The organism is Paraburkholderia denitrificans (assembly GCF_042655705.1).
Classification (GTDB): Bacteria; Pseudomonadota; Gammaproteobacteria; order Burkholderiales; family Burkholderiaceae; genus Paraburkholderia; species Paraburkholderia denitrificans.
In genome coordinates this window covers 1-25,258 of sequence record NZ_JBHSMP010000016.1, presented here as the reverse complement: position 1 = coordinate 25,258, position 25,258 = coordinate 1, and the positions used below count along the sequence as shown (strand labels likewise).

Here is a 25,258-nt window from a genome sequence, read left to right as displayed (position 1 = left end):
GCGGTGCAGAATGCCCGCCGTTTTATGACATTCTTGACCGTTCTTCCCGGCGGCGGCGACGCAATCCGATGGAACGTGCACTCAATCTTTCCAGTAAACCGGCCTCGTGAATTTCATGAGAGCACGCTGTTCGGGCCGCCCTTCACACTTCGAGCAGGCCGGCGCGCATGGCGATGACGGCAAGCTCGGCGGCGTTGCCCGCGTTGAGCTTTTGCTTGATGTGATAAAGATGCGTGCCGACCGTACTGCCGCTCAAATGGAAGTCTCTTGCCACTTCGTTGACGCTGCGCCCGCGCGCCAATTGCAGGAAGATCGTGAATTCCTTGTCCGTCAACGCCTGCGCCGGATCTGCGGAACCCGAGATCTGGGCGAGCGCCACTTGCTGCGCAAGCTCGGGGTCGAGATAACGCTGGCCTTGCGCGACCTGATGCACGGCCTGAATCAACGCTTGCGGTAGACAGCGCTTGCTCAGGTAACCCGTGGCGCCGGCCTTCAACGCGCGGATCGGGATCATCGCGTCCTGGTGGGCCGACAGTATCAGCACGCGGGCCTCGGAATGGCGCGCGCGCAGCCGTTCGAGCGCGGCAAGTCCGCCGATGCCCGGCATCGACACGTCCATGACGAGGATGTCAGGCGCGCATTCCGCGTAGAAGCGCAAGGCCTCTTCGCCGCTCTCGGCTTCGGCCACGACCGTTGCACCGGCGCCTTCGAGCAATAAGCGAAAGCCGGTGCGGACCATCGCGTGGTCATCCGCAAGCAAGATTCGATAGCCGGCAAGCGGTGTGCTCATGCTCGCAGATCCTCCAAAGGCGTCACGGCAGCGGCAGCGGCGTCAGCGGCGTCAGCGGCAACTGCGGCAGGTGTGGCAAAGGCGGGCAGCCGCACGGCAAGGCGAGCGCCTCGGCCCGCAATGGCCTCGAACGCGAACTCGCCGCCGAGCGCGCGCACACGCTCGCGCATGCCGGCCATCCCCAGTCCGCAACCGGCGGCCGGCGAGCGCCCGGGGTAGCCGACGCCATTGTCGGCAAGAGTGAGCTCCAGCCAGTTGCCATCCGGCGAGCGCCGCAATGCGAGTTCCACGCGCGTCGCGCGGGCATGGCGGACGACGTTCGTCAGCCCTTCCTGGACGACGCGCAGGAAGGTGTGCATCGACGCCTTGCCGGACGGCTCGGGTCCGATGGCGAAGGTCGCGCTGAGAACGATGTCGGGAAAGTTCTGCCGCCAGATGTCGACGTGACGGCGCAGTGGTTCGTCGGTGCAGAGCAGCTCGTTGTCGGGGTTTTCACGCAGACGATGGAGAATCGAGCGCACGCCGTCCTGCATCTGGCCCGTCACCACGATGATGCTTTCGGCCGGCCGGCGCAGCGCGGGTATCGTCTCGCCATGCTGAGCGACAACACCGGCGAGCGCGCGTACAGCGGTAATGCCTTGCGCCAGTTCATCGTGCAGCTCGCGCGCGATATGCCGCCGCTCGGCTTCGAGACTCGCCTGCAGGCGGACGCTCAATTCGCGCTCGGCTTCGAGCTGGATGTTGTCGTCGACTGCTTGCGCAAGCCGGTCGGCCATGCCGTTGAACGCTCTCGCGAGGCGGCCCAGCTCGGGAATTGGAAACACGGGCAGGCGCGTGTCGAAGTGGCCCTGGCCCGTGCGGTCGAGCGCCGTCATCACGTGATCGAGCGGATACAGCGCACGCTTGAGCGCAAAGCGCGCGGCCAGAAACAGCGCCGCGAGCAGAAGCGCGGCCCAGCCGGCCATGGCACACAGGTTGTCCCAGGCATCGAGCGTGGAGCGCGACGCATCCGGGTAAAGGACAAGCGTAAGGTCTCCCGCTTGCGCGCGCCACGGCGCAAACCGGGGCTCGACGAGCGCGGTGAACCAGGCAGGCGCCCAACGACCGGCCTTGTACGTCGGCGGCGGCGACAGATAGCGCCGCTGTCCGTGCGCGTCGATGACTTCGAGCGCGTTGGCGCGAATCCGGCCGACCGCAACGATGTGCGCGAGCAGCCGCGCGCGGCTCGAATCCGACGGATACGCCTGCAGCTCACGCGCGGAGACATCGAGCCATTGCTCGGCGACGCGCGTGGCGGCCGTGATTTCCTCGTGGATCGAGTCGCGCGTTTGCTGCACCCAGATCGCGCCCAGCGCCGCGACGAGCACTGCGGCAAGCGCCGTCAGCACGAGTCCGATGCGCGTGGACAGACTCAACTTCACTGGTTGTAATTGTGTTGTCATCCCCTCATGCCCTCTTTTGTAGAAGGCGAGCGCTTGCTGCCTCCGGCTGAAAAGATGCAAGTTCGATACCACCTTAACAAGGTGCATGGCTGTGCGCCGCGCGAGGAACGGAAATCGTCGGCCTGTGGGGGAACGATCAATGGAGGCGGATATCCGCGTTGAGGCGCACGCGCGGCCGACCGAGACAAATGCGCGCGCGTCAATGCGCCGTTACGGGACACATCGCGGCGCGCACTGTTCCAAAACGGGACGATGCTCGACGAGTCCAGATTTTCATGAGGGGTTTCTCGTGAAACATCGCTAGCGCTCGCGTGAACGTCGTGCCGATAATCGATCAGCGATGACAGGATGCCATCGCATAACTCGATGAATGGAGACTTGACATGACTTGGGAAAACCCGGCCTTTTGTGACATCCGCCTCGGCTTCGAGGTTACCGCTTACGTCTACGTCCGGTAAGCCGACGCCGGGCGGCCGCACAGCAGTAGCAGTACGGACCACCGCCCGGCGCCAGCGCCGCATCCCGCCATGACCACCGAATTCGCCGTCTCCCTTGAGGCCTGCCCGCGCCTCGCACCGCATTTCGTTTTCCGCTGGGAAGCCAGTCAGGATGCCTACGTCATCCTTTATCCGGAAGGGCTGATCAAGCTCAACATGAGCGCTGGTGAGATCTTGAAGCGTTGCGACGGACAGCGCAGCGTTTCGGACATTGTCGCGGAGCTTCAGGCAGCGTATTCAGGCGCCGATGAAGGCCAGATTGCCGATGGGGCGCGGTCGTTTATTGATACTGCGCGCGGAAGGGGCTGGTTGAGGTGTTGAGGCGGAGTCCTCGAGGGCGAAGCCACCTGTCGTCTGGCTGTTGAACACCGTTTTTCAACCCCGCCCTGCGTGTCCAGACCAGGAAGACGGCGCTGCGCATCGGAGCCGCACCAAGCCAGCGCGAACGGCCAACGGCGACCGACAGTCTGGACGCATGCTTCGCCAGTCGCCGGTAGCGTTGCCAGATGTGCGCACACAGAGCGGATAACGCAGTAACCGGTAATCTTCCCCTGCGCTGGGTCAATCTGCTTCGGCCACCCGGCATGCACCGTCGTCAGTGTTGTATTGGCAGCGGATGTGCATCGAAGAGTCTCGTGGGCCCATTCGAAGGTACGCGATAGAGCGACTGGACATGCTGCTCAGCAAGTTGTTGCGACGGTTTTGGCATATGAAGTCCGAAACCGATGACAGCAACTCACGGGGATGGCGATTTGTACTTCATCGCACCGGCTTCGCGAAGTTCACAGCCGCCGTCATTCTGATCCTTGGAGGCATGTGGCTGTTTCTCGGAATTCCTGACTGCTGCTGCGATTCACATCTCCTTGCACCACGGCGTTGATTTTGGACGCTACGCCATGTAGCTGGAGACGGTTCGGTTGCATGGTCGAAGCAGTTCGCAAATCAGGCAAGGTCATGTGCTATCGCCGAGCGCGTGAAAAAGCTCGTCCTCCTGGGCGCAGTGCAAACGGACGACCGCGTAAAGACCGTAAAGCAGGCGCTGGATTTCACGCAGCCAGTCGGAGTCGGGACCGTCGGTGGGCATGTCGTTCGCCATCCGGTTCAGTGTCTGGGTAACGTGAAAGATTTCGCGGTGCATGGCGCTCATCGACGCGAGTGGGTCGTCCCCGCCCAGCAGCGGCGCAAGTCGAGGGTAGACCTGCGTATCGTCGTGAGCTTCGTGGGGAATGAGTTGCTGTTTCAGCAGCACCCCCAGATCGGAAAGCCGGCCTTTAACCGCTGTCGCGGGCAGATCCGGCAGCTCATCAGCAAGCTGCCGGATCTGCTCGATCACCGGTTCAAGTTGCGTATGCGCCTGCTGGAGCTGAGCGGCGGAGCCGGTCGGCATGACGCCCCCCAGTCCTGCCGGGGCACGCAATGCACGCAGTGCGTTCGCGATGGCGGCAACGTCGATAAATTCCTGGAGCACCGCACCGGCCAGCGGGGAAAGGATCCCGATCGCTGCGAAACCCATTGCAACCAGAGAGAGTCCCATGCCGACGTACACGCTTTGGATCGCAATGCGGCGCGTACGCTGTGCCACGCGCCGTGCGTCGACCAGCCTGTCGAGCCGGTCGACCAGCAGGATCACATCGGCTGCCTCGGACGACGCGGCAGCGCCCCTCGCTCCCATCGCAATGCCGACGTCGGCAGTCGCGAGTGCGGGCGCGTCATTCACACCGTCGCCGACCATCATGACGGGGCCGTTTTGTCTCGCTTCGTCGATTGCAGCGAGTTTGTCCGCAGGCGTCTGACCGGCGCGCACTGCATCGACCTGAAGTATGGTGCCGACAGTGTCCGCCACATCGGCCCGATCTCCCGTCAGCATCACGATCCGATCAACGCCTTCGCGTCGCAGCAGCCTGAGTGCGCGCGGCGTGTCGGTACGGATGCGGTCCGCCATCTGAATCGCGCCCGTCATGACCCCGTCCTCGCTGACGAAGACCACAGACGCGCCTTCGTAGGCAACGCGACGAAGAAGCCGCTCACTCCAGGCGGCAGCGGGCGCCGTCGTGCAGACGAACTCAAACGATCCGATTGCAACCGTGTGTCCGTCGACGTTTCCGGCGACTCCTGCGCCGGGAGCTTCACGCACACCTTGTGGAGCAGACAGTGCGAGCTGGCGCGCACGCGCCTCCGACGTGACGGCCTCGGACATGACGTGAGCCGAGGCCTGCGCGAGCGACGCGGCAATGCGCAACACGCGCTGCGGGCTGTCCGCGGGGCCGGTCTGAATCGCGACAAGGCGTGCGTGCCCGGCGGTCAGCGTTCCCGTCTTGTCGAAAAACAGCGTGCGAGCAATCGCGAGTTGTTCGAGCGCGCCGCCATCCTTGACGAGCACGCCGCGGCGCGCGCATCGGGACATGCCTGACACAATTGCGACCGGCACGGCGAGAATCAGCGGACAGGGCGTGGCCACGACGAGCACCGCGAGTGCACGTACCGCCTCGCCGCTTGCAAGCCATGCACCGGCGGCAACGAATAATGTGCACACAACAAATCCGAGTGCATAGCGATCGGCGAGTCGCGTCGCGGGGCTACGCCCTCGCTGGGCCGATTCGACCATCCGCACGATCGCGGAAAACGTGCTGTCCGCAGCCGTGGCGGACGCAATCATCTCAAACGGCGCGCCGACGTTCACGGCGCCGCTTCGGACACCTTCGCCGGATGTGCGTGCGCAACTGCGTGATTCGCCCGTTAGCGTCGATTCATCGAGGTCTGCGGGGCCAGTCAGGGTTCCATCGACCGGCAGGACGTCGCCATGACGCACGAGCAGACGATCGCCCGCCGCGATACGGTCGAGTGCGGTGGTGCGCCACTCGCCTGCCTCGAACCGCATCGCCTCGCGCGGCGCGTGGCTAAGCAGAGCGGTCATCTCGGACCGCGCCCGTTCGCGTGCGTAATCTTCCAGGGTCCGGCCGGTCGCAAGCATCAAGGCGATGACGGCCGCAGTCAGCCGTTCGTCCAGAAGCAGCGCGAAAACAATCGCCAGCGCGGCAAGAATGTCGACCCCAGCCTCGCGGCGACGCAGCGCACTGGCGATCGAGGCGCCAAGCGCTGCGAGAACCGGCAACGGGCCCACGAGCCAGAGGAGGCGTGCCGCCTCGTCCGATCCGGCGATGCGGCAGACAAGTCCCGCGATGAGCGTCACCGCGCAAACGGCAAGCAGCAGCACATTCGGCGATCGTACGATGTAGCGCATGGCCAGGACATACCTCAATCGGACGACGGGGATACCGCACGGGGAGATCTTCTGCTGTTTCAGAGCGCGCTGGCGAAACGGGTTCTGCCGCGACAGACATCAACAGCCCATCTTGATGGTTCACGCGCAAAGCTGGATGATCTGCATCATACGTCGGCGCCGCAACCCGGGCAGTGTAGGAGATGATTTTCCGCCATCGATCGTGAGGTCCGAAATGACGCAGAAATCTGCCACGAATGCTTCCATGCCCTTCGCAAGAATCATGGTCGCTGTCGATTCCACGCCGGCCTCGGCTGCGGCGCTCCGATACCTGAGGCCGCTCCTGCGTCCCGGCGTTGCGGTGCGCGTCGTATCGATCGCCGAGAATCCACGCACGCTTGTGCCGCTCGGAACGTGGGCCGGGTCGCAGCTCGAAGCCGCGCGCGAGGAGCTGAGGCACGTTGCCGCAGAGGCAATCCAGGCTGCCCAGACCGCCCTGGAGGGTTGCGGCGCGCAACTCGAGGGGCAACTCGTCGACCTGAGCCGGGAAGGCGGAGATCTTGTCCACGCGCTGGCCGAAGCGCTGTCGCAATGGTCACCCGATCTGGTTGTCCTCGGAACGCGCCATCACCGGACGCTTTTGCGCTGGGTGGAAGGCGAGGTTTCCGCACCGCTTGCGCGGCTGCTCCACTGGCCGACGCTGATCGTTCCGGTAGACCATGAGACTGGCCCAGACGAACCCCCGTCCCGGGTTCTGTTTGCGACCGACGGTAGCGACGCGTCCGTAGCCGCCTTGCGTGTCGGTGCCCGGCTGGTGGCGCCGCAGGCGGACTGCCGCGTCATCTACGTAGTCGACCGGCTTCTTGCATCGGGGACGGGGCCTGTCGAAAAACAGCTCGAAGACCTGCTGGGCGAGAGCGGGCAAATCGCCGTCAAGGCGGCAGCCGACGAACTCGCCGCGTACGGCCAGCAGACGAAATGGGTGGTGGAGACGGCGATCATCAAGACGAGGAATACGTTTGATGACGTGCCTCACGCAATCGACCGTGAGGCGCGCCACTGGAAGGCGCAGCTCGTTGTGCTGGGAACGCATGGACGACGCGGTCTGACTCGCTGGCTGCTCGGCAGCGTCGCGGAACGCGAGGTGAGATTGACGTCAGTACCGCTGCTACTCGTGCCGGCGTCGGCCGGTTAGTCGCAGGCAAGACAAATATCACCTCGCCGACGGAGCGCGCACATGCGAGCCGCGTCGAGTGTACCGGCGAAAGCATGCGCCGTGTGCGTTCATGGAGGATCGGCGTGAAGACCCTGGCGGTCCTGTTTCTCGTTGTATTGCTGATCAATCTCATGCCGGCGTTTGCGCCACCCACCTGGATGGCGATGTCGTGGGTTGGCTTCAACGTTCAGGAGGGCAGCACGCTGCTCTTTGCGCTTGTTGCGGCCAGCGCGGCGACGCTCGGCCGGCTCGCGCTGGCCGCCTTCTCTCGTTCACTTGTAAGAAGGCGCTGGATCCGCGAAGCGGATCGCCAGAACATCGACGTGGTCAGCGCGTGGCTCGAAACGCACAAAAAGAAGACGGTCGGCGCCTTTCTTGTCTATGCGCTCAGCCCGTTTCCGTCCAATTATCTGTTCATCGCTTACGGACTATCGGGCTTGCCGCTCAGGTTTATCGGCGCAGCGTTTTTTGCCGGACGCGCCGTGAGTTATGTGATCTGGGCGCGACTCGGACGGTTTGCATCCGCGGCCGTCGACCCGGAATCCCTGTTTGACGGAAAGTATCTCGGAGTTGGGTTCGCGCTTTCGCAACTGGCACTGCTTGCGTTTGTGTACGTGCTCATGAAACTCGACTGGAAAATGCTGTTAGAGCAGCGCAAGTTGAGATGGCGAGGGCAAACCAAGCCGTCGAAAAGCAGGGACAAAGGTCCTGCGAAGTCTTGAGCCCGGAACGTTCAAACGCTGAATCAGTGCTCCACACCGATCGCGCAATCGATTCAGGTCTGGACGCTGTGTGGGTTCGATTTCACGTCATCCAATGTATTCGCGCCAAACCAGGAAACGTCCACACGCAAGCCGCCCAGTGCAGAGGACCTGCCGACGCGGATCGCGGCGCTATGCACGCTCGCAATGCGCCGTACGATTGACCATCCGAGCCCGCTCCCGCTTTGCCCGCTGCCCCGCGCGCGGAAGAACCGGTCTCCCAGCCGTTGCAGGTCATCTTCCGGCAGACCCGGTCCACTATCTTCTACGGCCAGCATGACGTGGTCATCGCGACGGCGCACCGACACCGAGATTCGAGCCCGAGGCGGGCTATAGCGGACAGCGTTGTCGACCAGATTGCGAATGAGCGACGCGAGCAGCACCTTGTTGCCTGCGACGACACAGCGTTCAGGCGCAACGAGTTCGAGCTGCTGCAACTTGCCGATCGACTGCGGGGCGATGTCGGCGACAACCTGCTTCGCTACGGCGCCAAGATCGACCGCAGCGCTATCGCCGGTCGGCGCACCGGCTTCGAGCCGCGACAGCAGCAAGAGCTGATCGACGAGATGCACCATACGGTCGCAGCCCTCAAGCACGCCAGAGAGCGCGTGCGTGCGAAGCCCGGCATCATCTTCCGCCATCGCCACCTGCGCCTGCGCCTTGATTGCGGCGATCGGCGTGCGCAGTTCATGCGCGGCGTCCGCGGTAAACCGCCGCTCCGCGTCGAGTACGGCCCGAATGCGATCGAACAGACGGTTGAGCGCATCGAGCATCGGCTGCATTTCCTGCGGCGCGCGATTCATCTGGACCGCATCCAGTGCACGCGGATCGCGCCGCGCCAGCATGCTCCCCAGGTCCCGTAGCGGCGCCGCGCCTCGCCGGACAGCCCACCAGGTCACGAGCGCGAGCACCGGCAGCGCGCCGGCCATGGGCCAGAAGGCGCTGCGCATCACCGCCATCAGTATCGAAGTGCGTGAATCGATCCGTTCGCCCACGTAGACTTCAACATCGTGCTGCGCGCCAGGCGTCGCAAACACCCGCCATGCATTGCCATCTATCTGGACGGTCCAGAATCCCGACACCCGCTTCTCCTGGGGAGGCACCATGGGTTGCGCGGGCGCATTGGCCGAATGCATTCCGAGCCGCCCTTCGTGGAAAACCTGAAATACCACCTTCGGCGCATAGGGATGCAGAATCGGCGCATCCAGGGTTTCGTCGTCGTCTGCCGCCTGGGCCTGCTGCATCACCAGCAGTGCTGCAGCCTGCGCGAGATGGCTATCGAGTAGCCGATCGATTTCCCGTCGCGCGTCCTGCCAGGTGAGTGCGCTCGCAACCAGCCACACGGCCGCTACCACTCCCGTCACGAGAACCAGCAAACGTCCCTGCAGCGAGCGCGGCAGCTTCATGGTTCGCCCGTGGTTTCGCGCATCAGCACGTAGCCTACGCCGCGCACGGTCCGGATCAGGTTGCTGCCGAGCTTGCTTCTGAGGCGGTGCACATGTACTTCGACTGCATTGCTTTCCACTTCCTGGCCCCAGCTATACAAGTGCTGCTCGATCTGTTCACGCGAAAGTACGCGCCCCGCATTCAGCATCAACACGTGCAGTAGATCGAACTCGCGCGCGGACAGCGTCACGGGTACGCCGTCGCGGTACACCGTGCGCGATGCCGGTTCCAGTACGACATCCTGAGCCTGAAGCCGCTCGCGCGGCCGGCCATGCGCGCGGCGCACCAGTGCCCGCAGCCGGGCGCCGAGTTCATGCAGATCGATCGGTTTGACTACGTAGTCGTCGGCCCCCACATCGAGTCCGCGAATGCGATCCGGCACGGCATCGCGCGCCGTGAGCACCAGAATGGGAAGCTCCACACCGGCGCGGCGCACGCTTCGCAGCACCTCGATTCCGTCCATGCGCGGCAAGCCGAGATCGAGGACCGCGGCCGCATAAGGATGCGCGCACAACTCGCTCTGCGCGGCCTCGCCGTCGCGAACCCAGTCGACTTGAAAACCCTGCTGCCGCAACCCGGCACGAATGCCGTCGCCGAGCAGGGGTTCGTCTTCGACAAGCAGAATGCGCACGCGTGAAATGTCCTGTCGATCGGGCTCAGTCGGCGTCGCCATCGCCTTCGGTCCGCGGATGCGCAGCGGCTCCCGCGGTCTGATCCGGCGCCGGTACTGGCGCCGCCTGCCATTGCGTCCACCACCAGGCGATGACAACTGCCATTACCAATGCAGCGAACCCCCAGCGCGCGGTTCGAATGCTCTCGTCCGCGTGGCCCGATTTGTATCCCGTTACCATCGCGCCAATCAGGTTTTCGCGGTGCAGCAGGCTGCTCGCCAGCACCGCGATGACATGAATGGCGATGAGCGCGAGCATGGCGTTGGCGACGCCCTCATGCAGCTCGCCAAGCCATTCGCCACCGGTGCTGTTATAGACGGCCCAACCGGTCACTCCGACGGCCAATGTCATAAGCAGCATAGCAATGATCGCGATAGCGCCTGCGGGATTGTGGCCAACGTGTCGTTCCGGACGTCCCTTGACGAGGCTCGCCATGTAGCGGATGACCGCGGCTGGCGAGCGCACGAAGGCGGAGAACCGGGCGTATCGGGTTCCCATCAGTCCCCAGGCGATGCGAAACGCCACCAGCCCGACCATCGTGTAGCCCAGTGTCGCGTGCAGCAGGCGCCATCGCTCGCTTTCCGCCGTCAGCCATGCGCCTGCGAACGAGGCAACCATCAGCCAATGGAACACGCGCACGGGCGCGTCCCATACCAGAATCCGGGCCGTGCCGGACGCGCGCGTTTTATTGTCAGCGCGGGATGCGAATGTATCGTTCATCGAAATTTCCTTGATCTGCCCGCGTGTGACAGGCGGCGCAGTTCGATGCGCTCTTGACTGCCGGACGCCGCCACGTCGACGCGGGAACTTCGTCGTGCGCGGCCATGAACCATGTGGAGCGGGTGATGCGATCCTCGGGCGGGGCGCTCGTCGCCCGCCCCGCGTTTGCGGCATGGGCTGTGAGCCAGCTTTCGATCTGCTTCACGGAAGCGGCGTCCAGAGACGCGTTGGTGCCGAAGTGGTGATCGAGATTGTTCAGGATGCGCCGCCACGAATCCGCGGGCAACGTACCCGGCGGATACGCGATGTGGCAGGCGGCACACTCCTGCTGGTACTTCGGCAGGGGCGTCACGGATCTTGCCTGCAGTTGCTCCTCCTCCGCGAAAGCAAGGCCTGAAAGCACGGTCGCGGCAAGTGTCGCGAACGCGTATGCAATAACAGAAGCGAATCGGATTCTCATGTGTCTGTCACCAGCGAAGTCATCGATATGGATCGCGCTTGTGCGCGCTATGGCTTGAGCGTCATCAGCCAGCTCAGGATGTCTGCCTTCTCCGACGCCGTGCACTCGCGCCCGACCACATCCCCGCAATTGCGGCGGAACCACTTTTCCGTCTTCGCCGTGTCCGTGAAGCGTTCCGGATTAAACGCCGGGGCAAGCGGTGCAATCGCTTTGCCGGTGGCCGCATGTCGTCCGCTGCCGGTCGGCGTCGCGCCGTGGCACGTTGCACAGGCCCACTCATGGCCGTGCCGCGTTGTGAAGAACTGCTGGCCTCGTGACGGAACAGGTGTAGTTCCCGACTGCGCGGCGTAGCCGTTCAGGATTTGTGCAGGAGATTGCGCGAACGCGGTTGAAACACCGGCGGCAGCGACAATGCCGCAGATGTACAGAGAACGAAGTGCGCACAGGCGCCCGGACGTGAGCATCGCGAATCCTCCCAACAGATGCTTTACATGTTCGGACAGCTTCCTTACCGGAGTCTTAACGCTGCCATCAAATCCATTCTCAACAGCAGCGCTCTGTTTTTTGATCTAAATCAACTCTGTTGAATCATGCGATGGTCAGTGTGTCCAGGGCCGGAGAAAGGGGCACGGTCAACTTGAGGTTGTGTTGCGATAAGAGAAGGTGGGCGCGAGAGTTTCTATTTAAACCGGACTGCTTATATGGCCCGCAAGTGGAATTGCCCGGCAGCGGTTTGGGTGCCTCCGGCATCCTTCATCTGCCCTTTTCGAATCATATGCATCACCTCGATGCCAGACAGGATGATGCGCGCACACCGGAAGCCCTTGAAGCCCATCATCGGCTTTCCGGCGATCACTGACCCCGAGCAGGTTGGTGTATTGTTGCGAGCCATAGATGGCCTGCATGCTTCGCGTGTTGTCCAATGTGCCGCCCGATTGGCTCCCGTACTCTTGTCCGGCGTGGTAAGCCGCGTCACGCTGAATGGGCGGAAATCGAGCTCGACGGAGCGGAATGGCGGATCCGGGCAGAGAAAATGAAGTCCAGGGGCGTGCATATCGTGCCGCTTCCGAGCCAGGCGATAAACGTTCTACGCGAGCAGAAGCCTTTGACTGGACGAGGCAAATCGACAATGCGATTCGCTACAGCCCGCCACAGGCGCACATAACCGTTTCGGTTTACGCCCGTTCATGTGGACGGCGATCGCCGATTCCATCATCGAGAAAATCGGGCTTGTATGCAAAGTTATTCCTCGGACAGAACACTGCCCACGCCGGGCCAGGGCAGCGCGCTCGCGCGTGTGCCCACTTTGCGCCCGACGATCTCGTAGATCGACACCTCGTCGCGCTCGAACGCAGTAGCCCAGTCGCGCAGATATTTGCACCAGGTTTGATACTTGCGATCGTTCACGAGTTTCCGCAATGCGAGTTCCTTCGTGCGGAAGTTCGCCTCCCACAAGTGCAGCGTCCTCACGCAATGCCGCCGCAGGTTCTGGATGTTCGACACTTCGATCCCGCCTTCACGCATGGCGGTCAATGCGTAGCCGAGGTCCGGAAGGTCGTCGTCGGGAAAGAGATAACGCGCCAGGTACCCACCATTGTCCAGCCCGAAGCGCGAGTCGATGCCGCCCGGTGCCGTGGACACGATCCCGTGCGTCACTAGCACGCCGTCCGCCGCAAGGTGCTGCTGCAATACCGTGGCGTAGTCCTGCAGATCGTTGCGACCGTCGCATTCGAACATACCGAGACTCGTGATCCGGTCGAAACGGCCTTCGACATCGGCATAGGTCTGCAAGCGGATTTCGACACGGTCGGCAAGGCCCGCCGCCGTCACGCACTCGTTGGCCCATTCGAGCTGATTCTTCGACATCGTAATGCCCACGCAACGCGCGCCGAATTTTTCAGCAGCCCGAATGACCAGCGCGCCCCACCCGCAGTCGACATCGAGCAGGCGGTCACCAGGCTGGAGTCCGATTTTCGCGAGTACGTGGTCGATTTTCCTGAGCTGCGCGGTAGCGAGGTCTTCTTCGCCGCTTTCGAACCATGCGCACGAATAGACCATTCTGGGGTCCAGCCACATGGCGTAGTATTCGTTCGGCACGCCGCCCAGGTGCGTGTCACGCTCGGAAAGCACGTTCGCCGCAACCGATTTCAGGAAAGAGCCGATACCGCGTTTCGCTTTTCCCTGCGCCTTGTCCTTTTCAGGCATCTATCTCTCCGTTGCGGGCCATATACGCGCGTTGTTCAACGCTTCCTTCAGCGCTTTGTGTCGGCGGGCTCGTCCGTAGTCGTGCCCGGCTGCTTGCCGGTCGGGGCGTAGCGCGTACTGCGCGGAACCCACACGCGCCGGAACTGTTCGCGCTCGCGCTCCTCCGTGAACACCGACAACGACGGCTTGACCAGGTCGTGCCGCGAAACGATACCGAGCAGGCGCCGGGTCTTTTCGTCGTCGACCACGGGAACGCGATCGAGGCCCGTAATGGCAAGACGCGCGGCTACGTTCCGGCAGGTCTCGCCGGGCAGTGCGATCTCGGGCCGCGCCTGCGTGAACAACTCGCCGACGGGCGTATCGGCGTTCCCCGAAGGCGTGCTGTCAAGCAACGCCCGGTCGACCATGCCCACGAGCACGCCGTCGGCGACAACCGGAAACGCGCGGAACTTCTGCTGCGCGCCGAAATGGCTGCGCAGCACGTCGCCCACCGTCACGCGTGCGTCAATCGTCTGAACGCCTTTCGTCATCACCTCTTCGACGTAGTGACGCTCGAGCGGGTCGATACTGTATTCGCGGTAGATGTGATAGCCGTGGCGGGCAATTTTCTCGGTCAGGATCGAGCGGCGCATGAGCAGCACCGTAAAGCCGTACGCGACCGCAGCCGAGGCCAGCAACGGAAGCAAGGCGTTGACGTCGCCCGTCAATTCGAACGCGAACACTGCGGCCATGATCGGCGCGCGCATCATGCCGCCCAGCGCGGCCGCCATGAAGATGAGCGGCCACACCGCGGGCTCGCTGCCTGGCATGTACGGGCCGACGAGCGCACCCACGCCGGCGCCCATCATCAGCAACGGCGCCAGCACGCCGCCCGAGGTGCCCGAAGCCAGCGCAATCACCCAGATGATGGCCTTGACGACGACGATGCCGATAACGGCCTGCATGGCGAGGTGATCGTGCAGGAGGTCGCCGATCACGTCGTAGCCGACGCCAAGCGTGCGCGGCTGAAAATACCCGCCTATGCCCACCGCGATAGCGCCCAGCGCGGGCCACCACATCCAGTGAACCGGCAGCTTGCCGAACAGGTCTTCGACCTTGTAGAGCCATGTGGAGAGGCCCCACGACAACGCACCCGCGATCAACCCCGCGATGCACGACGACACGATGCCGACCGTCCCGAGCGGCATGGTTTGCAGCGGAAATAACGGGCCACTGCCCAGTAGCAGCGGACGCGTGAACCCTGCCACGGCACAGGCAATGGCGACCGGCAACAGGCTGCGCGGCCGCAATTCGAACAGCAGCAGCTCGATGGCGAGCAGCACCGCGGCGACCGGCGTGCCGAACACGGCGGTCATGCCCGCTACCGCGCCCGCCACCAGCAGCGCCTTGCGTTCCGCACCCGAGAGATGAAAGAACTGCGCGATGAGCGAGCCGATCGCACCGCCCGTCATGATGATCGGGCCTTCCGCTCCAAACGGGCCGCCGCTGCCAATCGCGATAGCGGAAGCAAGCGGCTTGAGCACGGCAACCTTCGGCGACATCCGGCTCTTGCCGAACAGAATGGCCTCGATGGCTTCGGGTATGCCGTGGCCGCGAATCTGTTCCGAGCCGAACCGGGCGATCAACCCCACGAGCAGACCACCTATCACGGGAGCCGCGACGACGAATACGCCAAGCGCGTTCTCCGCAGGAGAACGATTCGCCGTGGATAGCGTCTGGAAGAAAAAGAGGTTCGTGAAGAAGCGGATGAGGTGCAGGAGGAAGTCGGCCGCAACGGTGCTGAGCGCGCCGCCAGCGGCCGCGATGGCGCTAATGCGCAGTAGCCGGACATCGGTAGCGAAATCGCCCTTGTGATCGCTCATGATTCCTCTTGCCGGGCGAGAAGACGATGGCGCCCTTCCGCACTTTATATCACATCATGATGCAATGGGTGAGTTCACGGGAAAGAGCGCAACGAAGCCGAGCGAGCGCACCCGGCTCCGGGATTTTCAGGGAATGTTCCATAAGATCAAAACCTTACGGACGGGATTCGAAGTCCAGGAGGTGAAGTGACGAATTTAATACGGACTTGTGCGAATTGACGCTTTTATTGCGATTCAAAGGTAAATAAAACTGTCACCCGGGTCGTGCTTTGGCTCGTGGTTACTGGGAACGGGTAGTGACAAATTTATCGCGTCCTACGGAAATGCCGCATGGTCTCTCGCAGCATGAATGCACTGCCCGCGAACAGGGTCAGCATCATCACTCGATTGACGAATCTCATCGGCGTTTGGCTCGTATCCATCGCTTATTGGGATATTCCGATGTCGAACGATGGCCTGGGGCACCAAGTCCCGCCACTTGCAGCTTACTTGTCACTGCTGTCGTAGTTGACGTACATCGACTGGATACCGACACGACCGGGCCCGGTAAACCGGTTGACGATGAAGTTCATGCCCGCGCCAAAGAGCCCGCTGGAGAGCCTGTCGACGACGGTTTCCATCTTGACGGCAGGCGTCTTATAGAGCCAACCGCCCGGCTCGATATCGATGGTCTCGCCTTCCGCGAGCTCTTTCTCGAACACATTCCCGTAGCCGTGCAGCCAGAGCACCCCGTCACCCGTCTCACCGCGGAATTTGTCGATGAAGAATCCGCTCTGCCCGAAGAGCATGTTGCTGATGCCGCGCACCCGCTCGAACGAGTAATCGACGCTAGCTGTCGCTGCGAGGAATTGATGCTCGCGTACATGCAACTCTTCGCCTCGCGCAAGATGGATCGGGACGATATGCCCTGCCCCGTCGCGGCTGAAGGCAATGACGCCATTGCCGCTCGCCTCGGTTACGAAAATTTGCATACCCGCCATCATCCGCTTCAAAGCCCCTTTCATGGAGCGGAGGCCAATCTTTACGTTCGAGTTCTTCCAGAGCAGGATATGGTGTTCGAAATAGACGGACTGACGTGACACGTCGACCGAAAGGACGGGCACAAGCTCGCCGCCAATGTGATACGTGACGCCGCCGTACGTTTCGTCCGTAGCGCCGGTCGGCTTGAGCTTCGGCAAACCGTTCATCGTTCTCGTTTCCATAAATTCCTCGGCTAATTAACCGTGCAGTGATCGCAGACCAGCAACTTGAAATGCGCTTCCTCAGCTTTGCTGAGGCCCGAGATAGCTGTACGCCAGTTTCCCGAAAATACACTCGCGCACTGAACGCCCGCGCGATCAGTGACTTCCTTGATGGCGTCGTGGATCGGTCGATTCACTGTAACAGAGGCGCGCGTTAAACAGGCCTTCACGCCCCAGCACAGCGAAACTACGCGTGGCTGCCACTACCTCTGCGGCGGTTGGATTGGTCTTTCGGGTCGCGGCCTGAGCCTGTTCGATCCACTGCTGGTTTGGCTGAAGCAAATTTATTTTGCTCTCGATTTTCAGGGCAACTCCCTGACAGTCACGATCTCTGTCTTTGGGTTGTTCTTGACCTGTGGCTGGCTCCAAAACTGAGCGCGCGCTTCTGCTTCAGAAGCGCAGTTGCGGAACCATCGCTCGGTCGGCCCGGAGCCTTGCGTGTATTTGATAACGTATGTCATGAGTTCGATTTCCCTATGCGTCGTGGCGCGCAATGAAATAACGTGGCACCCCGGCCTTCCCATTCAACCAACACGGTTTGACCAGCCGTCCGCAGCCGCTGCATTGCTTCCATTGCGTGAACCCGGCTACGTCTAAGAGCAGATACGTACCGCGTGGAAAGAGCGGCATACAGCTTGCAGGACAAAGCGCCATTTTCCCGTGGTTCGCCTAGTCGATCATGCAGTGGTATTGCCCGACGGCGACGACAGCATCGACAAAGCGCTTGGCAGTGGCGCGATCCATGATTACGGTTTTACCATCGACGGTCAGGTAAATGCTGTCCTCCGGATAGAACGACGAACGACCTACCTCAAGATCAAGCGCCGCTTTGCCGCCTTGATCGCGTATCGTCTCTTCGAAGTACATGGTTGTCGCCATCAGTATCTCCAGATTTTCCGTGTTAGGCCAACGTCGCCGCACGCGCGGCCGGATCGGCAATGTGCTCGATCACCTTGGCCCGCGGGCGACCAACGAAATTCACATCGGGTCTGCCTTGCGGCTGACCGAACAGACCCATGATGTACGAATCCCGTCGAGCAAACAGGTCCAGGGGATCGCGATCAATCGTTGCAGTCGACCCGTCAACGAAGCCCACGAGGAGGCGCCTACGTTCGGGATCGCGGTACACGTCCGACACGCCGGGCAGCGTCGAAAGATCCGTCTGCAGGTCGAGTTCACTCACGATATTTTCCCGTGTATTTACAACTTGAAGGTCCGACGAAGGCGCGACCGAATCTGCGCGACATTTGCGTATTTTCCTATCGATCTGCCTTACCTATCCCAAGATTGCCAAGCATGGGCAAGACTCCGCTACTCCCCAGCACTTCCGGCAAATGGCCATCCCACTTGGCCACTGCCTGCTGCTGAATGATCTCAGGTGTTATCGTCTGCTGGAGTAACTTTTGCGCTTCAGCCTGAGCGTGTGCCTCGACGATTTTCTGATCAGCAAGGACCCTGGCTTTCTGCAACTCGTATTGCGCCTGTTGTGTTCGCTGCTGGGCTACCTGCTTTTGCTCAATCGCTTGCACAAATTGTGGACTGAAGTGAAAGTCAGTGATGTTTACAGAATCGACCACCAGCCGATAAGGTTTGAGTTCGGTGGTAATTTGCGCCTCGATTTGACCACGTACCTGATCTCGGTGGGTAATCAGATCTTCAGCGTTGTAGTGGGCGGTCACCGCTTTCACCGAATTACTGATCGCCGGCCTAATGATCTTGGCAACCAGAGCGGATTCATTGCCAATGTGCTGATAGACCCACTCCGCGTCGGCAGGCAGAATGTGCCAGTTCGTCGCCACCGTGGTCGTCACATCCTGCAAATCAAGGCTCGCCGCCGTTTCGGCATCTTGCGAGTTTTGCACCTGAACGTCCATTTTAGCGACGGACTGCGCGAATGGGACCTTCAAATGCAGGCCCGGGTCAAGTACACCCGGTTCGACCGCACCCCATGTCATAAGCACTCCACGTTGCCCAGGGCCGACGGTCACGAAACCACTGATAATTAGCGCGAAACCGAGAAAGGCGATCACTGCGAGGCCGACGGCGCGAGGCTTGGTTGGCATATTCACTTGTACGCTCATTGTTGTTATCTCTATTTTTCAGTATCGGAAACGATGTACAGCACCAGAAACGTTCTATGACGCGCACGCCGATGACCGGTGCTTCTGGGCAAACTGGCCAGCGCTATCCCCCGCAAAGTGGCACTAGATCACCCCGCTAACGATGGACGCCAGTCGAACCGGATCACTGTCTGTCAATCTTTTAACGGCAGACAGGCTGGAAACTCCAATCAGCTCCTGAATCAGCTTTACCGATCGGCCGTCACGATAAAGCCGAACAGCAAAAGTTCGGCGTGCGGCGCTCGCATTCCCATTCTCGATCCCTGCCTGTTGATGCAGACGCCGAACGATTTCAGTCAACGTCTCACACGAATAGCTGATCGTCCCGGTCCCCGTGACGCGCCTCGCGAACGCAAACGACTCGCCGTCACTCGTCAGGAACAACGAGCCGTTCCCGTCGAGGCCCCTGAAGACCGCCCTGTGGTTAGTAATCCCTTGGCGGGCGTTTACGCGATATGCGATTAAGCATCGATCGCCGCGCACGTCCTGGTGTTGGCCGATACAAGCGGCCGGGTCTTGCCGTTAAATGCAATTTCTGGCCGCACCGCCGAATCGACACGAATCTTTCCACTCTTGGAGAGGTAATCGGACACCTGCAACCTGGCCACTTCATTGGCCGTGAGTCCGGTACCGTAGAACACCGTCAGCAGCGCTACATCGCGGAGCGCGTTCTGCCCAGTCACCGCCGCGACCTTGAGTGCATGGCGAATTTCGTGTGCCTTGATGACCGGCGGCCTTGGCATCCTGTAATGCCCTCTATATTGAATGCATTGCGAGAAAGTATGGTCCTGCCTGCTTGCAAACACAACCAGCAGGCGCAGCAAATCGAACTTTTTATCGGAAAAATCTGCACCGCGTGCACCTGCCGTTTCGCGTCATAGCAGTCATCCGGCAGCACGGGTGCTGTGACAGGCGGGGCAGGCCTTGTCAAGTTGAGCGACGCGAGCGAGGTCTGCTTTAAATGGGTTGGAATTCTTATTAAAATGCAGCGTCAGCGGAAGTCCATTGCTGCCACATTGCAAGCTGCGCGGTGAGATGTGCACGGTGGCGCGCGGCTTTTGCACGACGAGCAAACTGTGCGCCGAACCGGTCGCACCAGTTACGCACCGATTCGTACGTAGCCGTTACACCGCGCTCGAGCAGCAGTTCCTCGATATCGCGCAGGCTCAGATTGAAACGGTGGGACCTCCGTACCGCGCAACTGATGATGGCCGGCGGAAAACGGAAGCCGCGAAACGGCGAGTTCTTCTTCATCGCGAGTTCTATCCGGCATCGCCCGCAATTTGACAATGCCGTTCGAAGCCGTCGCGCAGCCGATGAAGTCGCGCATCCTTCGATGCGTCTACTCGTGCGCACTTACACCAGTCAGCGCGCGCACCCGATTCTCGTCGGCGGCGAGATCTCGCGACTTGCCGGAATGGACGATGCCGCCATCGTCCAGCACATAAACGTAGTCGCTAATCTTGAGACCCATGCGCGCGTTCTGCTCCACCAGCAGCACCGAAATCCCCTTATCGCACATCTGCGATATGACGCGAGACACCTCGCGCACGATCAGCGGGGCCAAACCTTGTGACGGTTCATCGAGAATTAGCAACCGAGGATTGAGCAGCAGCGCCCGGGCAATTGACAGCATTTCCTGCTCGCCTCCGGACAACTGCCGCCCGCGGCTCTCCCTGCGCTCGGCGAGGCGAGGAAATAACTCGTAGATACGTGAAATCGTCCACGGTCCGCTGCGCACGAGCGGAACCCTCAGGTTTTCCTCGACAGTGAGATTGGCGAAGATTCTCCGCCCCTCCGGCACATAGCCGACGCCACTGGCGGCGATCCGGAAGGTCGGCCAGCGCGAGGTATCCGCGCCGAAGATCGTCACGCGTCCACGGCGCGCGGGTGTCAGGCCCATCAGCGTTCGCAGAGTCGTAGTCTTGCCTGCGCCGTTGCGACCAAGCAAAGCCGTGATCTTGCCCTCCTCGACTGCAAGGCTCACGTCATGCAGGATATGGCTCTTCCCGTAGTAGGTATGAAGGCCTTCGGCGACGAGTACTGCGCTCATGTGGAGTCACCCAGGTAAGCGGCCTGCACGGACTCGTTCGTCGCAATCTGTTGCGGCGCGCCCTCGGCGAGCAGACTGCCGCGGTCGAGCACCGTGATTCGATCAGCAAGATTGAACACAACGCGCATGTCGTGCTCTATCAAGACGATAGTTACGTCACCACCGCGGTATAAGCGGCGGATGAGTTTCGTAATCTCGTGAGTCTCCTGGTCGCCCATGCCCGCGGTCGGTTCGTCGAGCAGAAGCACGCGCGGATGAAGGGCCAGCGCCATGGCGATTTCGGCAACGCGCTGATCGCCATGCGGAAGTTCGCCGACGAGCCGGTCACCTTTGGTGCCGAGGCCGGTTACGTCGAGCGCCTCTTCGACGCGCTCGCGCACCTGCGTCCTCTCTGCCCGGCTGATCCATGGGCGCAGGCGAAGACCAGCCGCCACCTCGGTGCTGATGCGCACGCTCTCGAACACCGTGAGTTCGGGAAAGATCTCGGTGATCTGGAATGTGCGTGCGATACCCGCCGCGACGCGCCGATGTGCCGGAAGGTCCGTGATGTCGCGTCCATCGAAGATGATTGCTCCCGCGCTCGGCGGGAAAAAACCGCTGATCAGATTGAAGAATGTGGTTTTGCCAGCCCCGTTCGGCCCGATGATTGCGCGCAACTCCCCTTTCTCGACAGCAAGCGATACGTCCCGCACCGCAACGAGGTTGCCGAAGCGCTTGCTGACGAGCCTGACTTCAAGAACGCTCATGATTCACCCTCGCGCCTGATGAAGCCAAGCAGGCCACACGGGAAAAACAGCACGATCGCGACAAACAGCATGCCAATGAAGGACATCCAGTTCACGGTGATGCTCGACAGATAGTCCTGCAGCACGACGAACACCGCAGCACCGAGGAGCGGTCCCCAAAAGTTGCGCATGCCGCCCATCACGGCCATCATCACGAAATCGCCGGACTGGCTGAAATGCAACCCGCGCGGATCGGCGAAGTTGTTCAGGAGCGCGTAAAGCGCGCCAGCGAATCCCATGAAGAAGCACGACAGCGTAAATGCGATCCAGATGTGGCGATCGACGGGAATGCCGAGAAAGCGGGCCCGCTGCTCGTTCTCCCGGATCGCGATCATCGTGCGCCCGAAGGGCGCGCACAGAATGAACCCCATCAATCCGACCGCCAGCGCCGTGCAAAAAAGCACGAAGTAGTAGAACGCGTTGGAGTTCGAGAGGATGTCGATCGTCACAACACCAAGATGGAGGGGGACACGTGAAAACCCGCGCAATCCATCGTCGCCTCCAGTCAATGAGCTCCATTGAAAAGCGATGTAGTAGAAGACTTGTCCGAACGCGATGGTGACCATGGCGAAGTACACGCCACGCCGCCGCGCGCAGAGCGCACCCAGCAGCGCGCCGGCGATTCCACCGAGCAAAGTGCCGCATAGCAGCGCAAGCGGCGTGCTCGGCGCAACGAGCTTCAACGCGAGGCCCGCGCCGTAGGCACCAAGGCCGAAAAAGGCCGCGTGACCGAAGGAGAGTACGCCGGTAAAGCCAAGCAGAAAGTTCAACGACATCGCAGCGAGGCCCAGCACCAGCACGCGCGTGCCCAGCGCGGTGTAGCCGCCGAGCGGTGGCATCCACCAGGGGGCGAGCAGCAACACCGCCCAGATTGCTGCGAGCTTCAGCAGCCGACGCTGGCGAGACCGTGGCCGTTCGCTCATTCCAGCATCCCCTCTTCGCCAAGCAGACCACGCGGGCGCAGCAGCAGCACCACCGCCATCATCACGTATATGACCGCCTCGCTCGCAGCGGGCAGGAACACAGCCGTGACGCCCGACGCGACCCCGATCAGCAATCCACCTAGCAGCGTGCCAGTGAGACTGCCGACCCCACCGACAATGATGGCGATGAAGCTCGGCATCAGTAATCCAGTTCCCATGGTTGGCTCCAGCCCGAGTTGGCCGGCTGCGAGCACGCCGCTCAGACCGGCAAGAAACGCCCCGACCGCGAAATTAAGCGAGCGCAACCTGCCCACATTGATGCCGAGCGCGGCGACGGTTTCAAGGTCGAGGGTGCCTGCGCGAATACGGATGCCAAGCCTGCTATAGCGCAGCAGAATGAAGAGCAGCGCCACTGCCACCGCTACAGTGGCGACCATGAACAGACGGTAGCCCGTGACGAAAAAGAACGTATCGCTCAAAGGCTGCGCCAGCACGGCCGGAACTGTTACGGGTTTGCCTTGGGCACCCCATATGAAGCGGGTGCCGTCCTCGAAGATGAAAGCGAGGCCGAACGTCAGCAGCAGGCTGTAAAGCGGATCGCGCCCGTAGACTCGCCGGATCAGCACCCGCTCGATGGCGAGGCCTATCAGGGCGATACACGGCGGCGCGATCAGCAGCGCGCCCCAGAAGCCCACGTATGGTGTGATGGTGTATGCGACGTAGCCGCCGGCAACGAGGAAGCCGCCATGGGCGAAGTTGATCACATTGCTCAAGTTAAGGATGAGCGATAACCCGAGTGCCATCAGCACATAGAACGCGCCAATGATCAGCCCGTTGGTGACGTTGAACAGGAGAAGCTGGGTCATGGCCCACCGTTCTTGTTATCGTGCATGCCGAGTACGGCCCTCTCCCGGTGCGCTTGCGCCGTTCGCTTCGCCACGCACGTTCGCCTACGGAACGCCACCCGACAGTACAGTCCGGGCAAGCTTTCCGGAATCACGCCGGCCACTGCAGCTTGCAACCGGTCTCGCTCTCGGGCAGCGCAGTCTCGTCGCCGGCGACCACGCGTTCGACACGGAAGAGGTCTTCAGGATCGCTGCCCGGCCTGGATAGCGCTTCGCCAACGAACGCAGACGTCATCAACTGGTGGTCCCCCTTGCGGTAGTAGACCCTGTTGGGCTGCAGCTTGATGTCATCTGACAGTTCGAATCCGCCGAGCGCCTCGGCAAGCTTTCTGGAGTCGAGGGTTTGTTCCTTGTTGGCGATGGCGGCCAACGTGCGGACCGACGTGTACCCGAACCAGTGACGGGCAGTGGGTACTTTGCCGGCGTTCACCTTGCGGATGTCGGCGACGAATTTCTCGACGCCCGGCACGCCTGGCTGTTTCCAGTACCACTCCATCATCCAGATGCCGACGCGCGCTTCGGGCGGCATCGACTCGAGCGATTCAAGCTCCTGTTGCAGGCCCGCGACGTGAATATCCTTGCTGATACCGAACTGCGCGATCTGTTTCAAACAGTTGACCATATCGGAGCCTTGCGGCAGCACCAGCAGAACGTCCGGCTTTGCAGCGCGCGCCTTGATCAGATAGGCGGAGAAGTCAGTCGTGCCGAGCGGCGTGAGTTCGTTTCCGGTGATCGTGCCGCCCAACTTCTGCAGGTCGGCCGCCGCGGCCTTCTGCAAAGTGTGGCCGAACGCGTAATCTGGCGTGATGAAATGCCACTTCTTCCCGTACTTGGTAAACAGCAGATTGGCGACGGCGTTGGCCTCCATGCTCGTCGTGTTGCAAACACGATAAACATTCCATTTGCAATCGCTGCCCGTTATTGTGTCGGTATGGCCGCCAGAGACGATGTGCAACACCTTCTTCTCGTTGCTGACTTGGGCAATGGCCTGAGCGATTGCAGAATTCACGTCGCCGATGAGGAACGTGACCTGATCACGATCGATCAGCTTGCGCGCCTTCTGCACGCCGGTTCCGACGTCGTTCGCCGAGTCTTCCACCATCAGCTCGACGGGTCGCCCGAGGATGCCGCCCCGGGCGTTGATCTGCTGAACGGCAAGCCTCGCGCCAATCACTTCGTTTTGTGCGTCTGCAGCATAGACGCCGGTCAACGGGTCGACCATGCCGATTCGCAGAGGGGCCTCGCCGCGCGCCTTGATGATGAAGGGAGGCGCGAGTTGCAGGGCCGTTGCGGCGGCAACCGCGTTGAGTACCGCACGACGATTCAAGTCAGGAATGCGACTCGGTGTTTTCATAGGGTTCTCCCTCACCGCTTGTCGATCCGGAACTAGCGCTTTAACGCGTACTCCGGCCCATACAGATCTGTCGAATTGGTCAACCGCCTCAATTCTTGATCGACACCCAGGATCTTCCGCGCAATACGATCTTGAACGCATTGAATGGAATTCACAATACCCCGCTGTTTTGGCGGCTTCAAACCTCACCTGCGTCACACTGAACGAGTTGACCGAAGGCCACGACGACTGATCAGCTCACGTGTGCCGCGCGGGGTACAAGGCCGATTATTTGAACATTCCAGCTTGCAGCAGTTCGCCCAGCTACGCATGTAACACCCAGGACTCCGGCCCCGGCCTGGCATGACTGCGGTGACGGCCTTCTTTTTGCTGTCGTACCGCGCGGACCGGGTGTCCGGTGGCCCGGGAATGCGTTCGTGGTGGATACCGCTGAAGCGGGACCCCGGGTCCGCCTTTCGGCGGGATTTCAGGCACGGGGCGCAGCCCGGGGCTCCCGAAAAAGTGCAGTCCAAACCGCGCCATGGTGAGTAGACCCGGGGAATTTCATCCCGAGTCTCTCGCAGAACCGTACGTGAGACTCTCGCCTC

At 61.7% G+C, this 25,258-nt stretch carries 26 protein-coding genes and 2 pseudogenes; 5 read left to right on the top strand and 23 right to left on the bottom strand.

The genetic code is table 11. The features are described from left to right. Nucleotides 1-142 precede the first annotated feature (142 nt). Together ACFPTO_RS13005 and ACFPTO_RS13000 are read right to left on the bottom strand one after the other, a co-directional pair. On the bottom strand, nucleotides 143-790 hold the full coding sequence (locus tag ACFPTO_RS13005) for a response regulator (protein WP_377711755.1): 648 nt from the start codon (nucleotides 788-790) through the stop codon (nucleotides 143-145). Further along, nucleotides 787-2,205, bottom strand: a complete 1,419-nt coding sequence (locus tag ACFPTO_RS13000; RefSeq protein ID WP_377711754.1) for a HAMP domain-containing sensor histidine kinase — start codon at nucleotides 2,203-2,205, stop codon at nucleotides 787-789. Before ACFPTO_RS13000 ends, ACFPTO_RS13005 begins: the two co-directional genes overlap by 4 nt. A gap of 410 nt (nucleotides 2,206-2,615) precedes the next feature. Between ACFPTO_RS13000 and pqqA the strand changes: the two genes are divergently transcribed. Next, entirely contained in the window at nucleotides 2,616-2,690 is a 75-nt protein-coding gene (gene pqqA, locus ACFPTO_RS12995; RefSeq protein WP_085228737.1) for a pyrroloquinoline quinone precursor peptide PqqA, read from the top strand. A gap of 69 nt (nucleotides 2,691-2,759) precedes the next feature. After that, complete coding sequence (gene pqqD, locus ACFPTO_RS12990; RefSeq protein WP_377711753.1) at nucleotides 2,760-3,050, top strand: pyrroloquinoline quinone biosynthesis peptide chaperone PqqD; 291 nt, start codon at nucleotides 2,760-2,762, stop codon at nucleotides 3,048-3,050. Between the two features lie 631 nt (nucleotides 3,051-3,681). Here pqqD and ACFPTO_RS12985 read toward each other — a convergent pair. Beyond that, complete coding sequence (locus tag ACFPTO_RS12985; RefSeq protein ID WP_377711752.1) at nucleotides 3,682-5,970, bottom strand: heavy metal translocating P-type ATPase; 2,289 nt, start codon at nucleotides 5,968-5,970, stop codon at nucleotides 3,682-3,684. Between the two features lie 244 nt (nucleotides 5,971-6,214). On the opposite strand from ACFPTO_RS12985, the gene ACFPTO_RS12980 reads away from it, so the two are divergent. Both ACFPTO_RS12980 and ACFPTO_RS12975 read left to right on the top strand, forming a co-directional pair. Beyond that, complete coding sequence (locus ACFPTO_RS12980) at nucleotides 6,215-7,144, top strand: universal stress protein (protein WP_377711751.1); 930 nt, start codon at nucleotides 6,215-6,217, stop codon at nucleotides 7,142-7,144. Between the two features lie 104 nt (nucleotides 7,145-7,248). After that, a complete protein-coding gene (locus ACFPTO_RS12975) occupies nucleotides 7,249-7,887 on the top strand; it encodes a TVP38/TMEM64 family protein (RefSeq protein WP_377711750.1) in 639 nt (212 codons plus the stop codon). 53 nt (nucleotides 7,888-7,940) lie between these two features. On the opposite strand, the gene ACFPTO_RS12970 is transcribed toward ACFPTO_RS12975, so the two are convergent. The 9 genes and pseudogenes from ACFPTO_RS12970 to ACFPTO_RS12930 all read right to left on the bottom strand — a co-directional run bounded on the left by ACFPTO_RS12970 (nucleotide 7,941) and on the right by ACFPTO_RS12930 (nucleotide 16,492). Further along, nucleotides 7,941-9,332, bottom strand: a complete 1,392-nt coding sequence (locus tag ACFPTO_RS12970) for an ATP-binding protein (RefSeq protein ID WP_377711749.1) — start codon at nucleotides 9,330-9,332, stop codon at nucleotides 7,941-7,943. Then, nucleotides 9,329-10,003: a response regulator gene (locus ACFPTO_RS12965; RefSeq protein WP_377712083.1), complete on the bottom strand. Its 675-nt coding sequence runs from the start codon at nucleotides 10,001-10,003 to the stop codon at nucleotides 9,329-9,331. The genes ACFPTO_RS12970 and ACFPTO_RS12965 overlap by 4 nt, the downstream gene beginning before the upstream one ends. 25 nt (nucleotides 10,004-10,028) lie before the next feature. After that, nucleotides 10,029-10,763, bottom strand: a complete 735-nt coding sequence (locus ACFPTO_RS12960) for a cytochrome b/b6 domain-containing protein (RefSeq protein ID WP_377711748.1) — start codon at nucleotides 10,761-10,763, stop codon at nucleotides 10,029-10,031. Next, complete coding sequence (locus ACFPTO_RS12955) at nucleotides 10,735-11,223, bottom strand: diheme cytochrome c (protein WP_377711747.1); 489 nt, start codon at nucleotides 11,221-11,223, stop codon at nucleotides 10,735-10,737. The genes ACFPTO_RS12960 and ACFPTO_RS12955 overlap by 29 nt, the downstream gene beginning before the upstream one ends. A gap of 47 nt (nucleotides 11,224-11,270) precedes the next feature. Further along, nucleotides 11,271-11,687 (bottom strand): DUF1924 domain-containing protein, encoded by a 417-nt coding sequence (locus tag ACFPTO_RS12950; RefSeq protein ID WP_377711746.1) that lies wholly within the window; start codon nucleotides 11,685-11,687, stop codon nucleotides 11,271-11,273. Between the two features lie 233 nt (nucleotides 11,688-11,920). Further along, a pseudogene (locus ACFPTO_RS12945) lies at nucleotides 11,921-12,067 on the bottom strand (IS6 family transposase); the annotation flags it as partial. 398 nt (nucleotides 12,068-12,465) lie between these two features. Next, complete coding sequence (locus ACFPTO_RS12940; protein ID WP_377711745.1) at nucleotides 12,466-13,428, bottom strand: class I SAM-dependent methyltransferase; 963 nt, start codon at nucleotides 13,426-13,428, stop codon at nucleotides 12,466-12,468. Nucleotides 13,429-13,475: 47 nt separating this feature from the next. Beyond that, a complete protein-coding gene (locus ACFPTO_RS12935; RefSeq protein WP_377711744.1) occupies nucleotides 13,476-15,290 on the bottom strand; it encodes a chloride channel protein in 1,815 nt (604 codons plus the stop codon). A 485-nt stretch (nucleotides 15,291-15,775) separates the two neighbouring features. Then, a complete protein-coding gene (locus tag ACFPTO_RS12930; RefSeq protein WP_377711743.1) occupies nucleotides 15,776-16,492 on the bottom strand; it encodes an AIM24 family protein in 717 nt (238 codons plus the stop codon). A 138-nt stretch (nucleotides 16,493-16,630) separates the two neighbouring features. Here ACFPTO_RS12930 and ACFPTO_RS12925 point away from each other — a divergent pair, with 138 nt between their 5' ends. After that, nucleotides 16,631-16,906 (top strand): hypothetical protein, encoded by a 276-nt coding sequence (locus tag ACFPTO_RS12925; RefSeq protein ID WP_377711742.1) that lies wholly within the window; start codon nucleotides 16,631-16,633, stop codon nucleotides 16,904-16,906. Between the two features lie 294 nt (nucleotides 16,907-17,200). Here the strand turns inward: ACFPTO_RS12925 and ACFPTO_RS12920 are convergent, their stop codons facing one another. The 11 genes and pseudogenes from ACFPTO_RS12920 to ACFPTO_RS12870 all read right to left on the bottom strand — a co-directional run bounded on the left by ACFPTO_RS12920 (nucleotide 17,201) and on the right by ACFPTO_RS12870 (nucleotide 24,671). After that, the gene (locus tag ACFPTO_RS12920; RefSeq protein ID WP_377711741.1) at nucleotides 17,201-17,410 is read right to left on the bottom strand and encodes a hypothetical protein; all 210 of its coding nucleotides are present in this window, start codon (nucleotides 17,408-17,410) and stop codon (nucleotides 17,201-17,203) included. A 22-nt stretch (nucleotides 17,411-17,432) separates the two neighbouring features. Continuing rightward, a complete protein-coding gene (locus ACFPTO_RS12915; protein ID WP_377711740.1) occupies nucleotides 17,433-17,714 on the bottom strand; it encodes a hypothetical protein in 282 nt (93 codons plus the stop codon). A 76-nt stretch (nucleotides 17,715-17,790) separates the two neighbouring features. Beyond that, nucleotides 17,791-18,612, bottom strand: coding sequence for a prohibitin family protein (locus ACFPTO_RS12910; protein WP_377711739.1), 822 nt, complete (start codon nucleotides 18,610-18,612; stop codon nucleotides 17,791-17,793). A 123-nt stretch (nucleotides 18,613-18,735) separates the two neighbouring features. Beyond that, nucleotides 18,736-19,134 carry a tyrosine-type recombinase/integrase gene (locus ACFPTO_RS12905; protein ID WP_377711738.1) on the bottom strand — a complete coding sequence of 133 codons (399 nt, stop codon included), beginning with the start codon at nucleotides 19,132-19,134 and terminating at the stop codon, nucleotides 18,736-18,738. Continuing rightward, nucleotides 19,113-19,475, bottom strand: a complete 363-nt coding sequence (locus tag ACFPTO_RS12900; RefSeq protein ID WP_377711737.1) for a hypothetical protein — start codon at nucleotides 19,473-19,475, stop codon at nucleotides 19,113-19,115. The genes ACFPTO_RS12905 and ACFPTO_RS12900 overlap by 22 nt, the downstream gene beginning before the upstream one ends. A gap of 196 nt (nucleotides 19,476-19,671) precedes the next feature. Then, nucleotides 19,672-19,905, bottom strand: a pseudogene (locus ACFPTO_RS12895) (IS6 family transposase); the annotation flags it as partial. 88 nt (nucleotides 19,906-19,993) lie between these two features. Then, entirely contained in the window at nucleotides 19,994-20,704 is a 711-nt protein-coding gene (locus tag ACFPTO_RS12890; protein WP_377711736.1) for an ABC transporter ATP-binding protein, read from the bottom strand. After that, nucleotides 20,701-21,450 carry an ABC transporter ATP-binding protein gene (locus tag ACFPTO_RS12885; RefSeq protein ID WP_377711735.1) on the bottom strand — a complete coding sequence of 250 codons (750 nt, stop codon included), beginning with the start codon at nucleotides 21,448-21,450 and terminating at the stop codon, nucleotides 20,701-20,703. The genes ACFPTO_RS12890 and ACFPTO_RS12885 overlap by 4 nt, the downstream gene beginning before the upstream one ends. Next, a complete protein-coding gene (locus tag ACFPTO_RS12880; protein WP_377711734.1) occupies nucleotides 21,447-22,412 on the bottom strand; it encodes a branched-chain amino acid ABC transporter permease in 966 nt (321 codons plus the stop codon). The genes ACFPTO_RS12885 and ACFPTO_RS12880 overlap by 4 nt, the downstream gene beginning before the upstream one ends. Further along, entirely contained in the window at nucleotides 22,409-23,278 is an 870-nt protein-coding gene (locus ACFPTO_RS12875; protein WP_377711733.1) for a branched-chain amino acid ABC transporter permease, read from the bottom strand. Before ACFPTO_RS12875 ends, ACFPTO_RS12880 begins: the two co-directional genes overlap by 4 nt. A 130-nt stretch (nucleotides 23,279-23,408) precedes the next feature. Next, nucleotides 23,409-24,671 (bottom strand): ABC transporter substrate-binding protein, encoded by a 1,263-nt coding sequence (locus ACFPTO_RS12870; RefSeq protein ID WP_377711732.1) that lies wholly within the window; start codon nucleotides 24,669-24,671, stop codon nucleotides 23,409-23,411. Nucleotides 24,672-25,258: the final 587 nt, after the last annotated feature.

What these genes read in the sequence shown, in the direction of transcription:
- ACFPTO_RS12890 (WP_377711736.1), bottom strand. Translation starts at nt 20,704, where the DNA reads ATGAGCGCAGTACTCGTCGCCGAAGGCCTTCATACCTACTACGGGAAG.
- ACFPTO_RS13005 (WP_377711755.1), bottom strand. Translation starts at nt 790, where the DNA reads ATGAGCACACCGCTTGCCGGCTATCGAATCTTGCTTGCGGATGACCAC.
- ACFPTO_RS12920 (WP_377711741.1), bottom strand. Translation starts at nt 17,410, where the DNA reads ATGGCGACAACCATGTACTTCGAAGAGACGATACGCGATCAAGGCGGC.
- ACFPTO_RS12970 (WP_377711749.1), bottom strand. Translation starts at nt 9,332, where the DNA reads ATGAAGCTGCCGCGCTCGCTGCAGGGACGTTTGCTGGTTCTCGTGACG.
- ACFPTO_RS12875 (WP_377711733.1), bottom strand. Translation starts at nt 23,278, where the DNA reads ATGACCCAGCTTCTCCTGTTCAACGTCACCAACGGGCTGATCATTGGC.
- ACFPTO_RS12950 (WP_377711746.1), bottom strand. Translation starts at nt 11,687, where the DNA reads ATGCTCACGTCCGGGCGCCTGTGCGCACTTCGTTCTCTGTACATCTGC.
- ACFPTO_RS12880 (WP_377711734.1), bottom strand. Translation starts at nt 22,412, where the DNA reads ATGAGCGAACGGCCACGGTCTCGCCAGCGTCGGCTGCTGAAGCTCGCA.
- ACFPTO_RS12985 (WP_377711752.1), bottom strand. Translation starts at nt 5,970, where the DNA reads ATGCGCTACATCGTACGATCGCCGAATGTGCTGCTGCTTGCCGTTTGC.
- pqqD (WP_377711753.1), top strand. Translation starts at nt 2,760, where the DNA reads ATGACCACCGAATTCGCCGTCTCCCTTGAGGCCTGCCCGCGCCTCGCA.
- ACFPTO_RS12930 (WP_377711743.1), bottom strand. Translation starts at nt 16,492, where the DNA reads ATGGAAACGAGAACGATGAACGGTTTGCCGAAGCTCAAGCCGACCGGC.
- ACFPTO_RS12980 (WP_377711751.1), top strand. Translation starts at nt 6,215, where the DNA reads ATGCCCTTCGCAAGAATCATGGTCGCTGTCGATTCCACGCCGGCCTCG.
- ACFPTO_RS12955 (WP_377711747.1), bottom strand. Translation starts at nt 11,223, where the DNA reads ATGAGAATCCGATTCGCTTCTGTTATTGCATACGCGTTCGCGACACTT.
- ACFPTO_RS12940 (WP_377711745.1), bottom strand. Translation starts at nt 13,428, where the DNA reads ATGCCTGAAAAGGACAAGGCGCAGGGAAAAGCGAAACGCGGTATCGGC.
- ACFPTO_RS12885 (WP_377711735.1), bottom strand. Translation starts at nt 21,450, where the DNA reads ATGAGCGTTCTTGAAGTCAGGCTCGTCAGCAAGCGCTTCGGCAACCTC.
- ACFPTO_RS12935 (WP_377711744.1), bottom strand. Translation starts at nt 15,290, where the DNA reads ATGAGCGATCACAAGGGCGATTTCGCTACCGATGTCCGGCTACTGCGC.
- ACFPTO_RS12910 (WP_377711739.1), bottom strand. Translation starts at nt 18,612, where the DNA reads ATGAGCGTACAAGTGAATATGCCAACCAAGCCTCGCGCCGTCGGCCTC.
- ACFPTO_RS12960 (WP_377711748.1), bottom strand. Translation starts at nt 10,763, where the DNA reads ATGAACGATACATTCGCATCCCGCGCTGACAATAAAACGCGCGCGTCC.
- ACFPTO_RS12870 (WP_377711732.1), bottom strand. Translation starts at nt 24,671, where the DNA reads ATGAAAACACCGAGTCGCATTCCTGACTTGAATCGTCGTGCGGTACTC.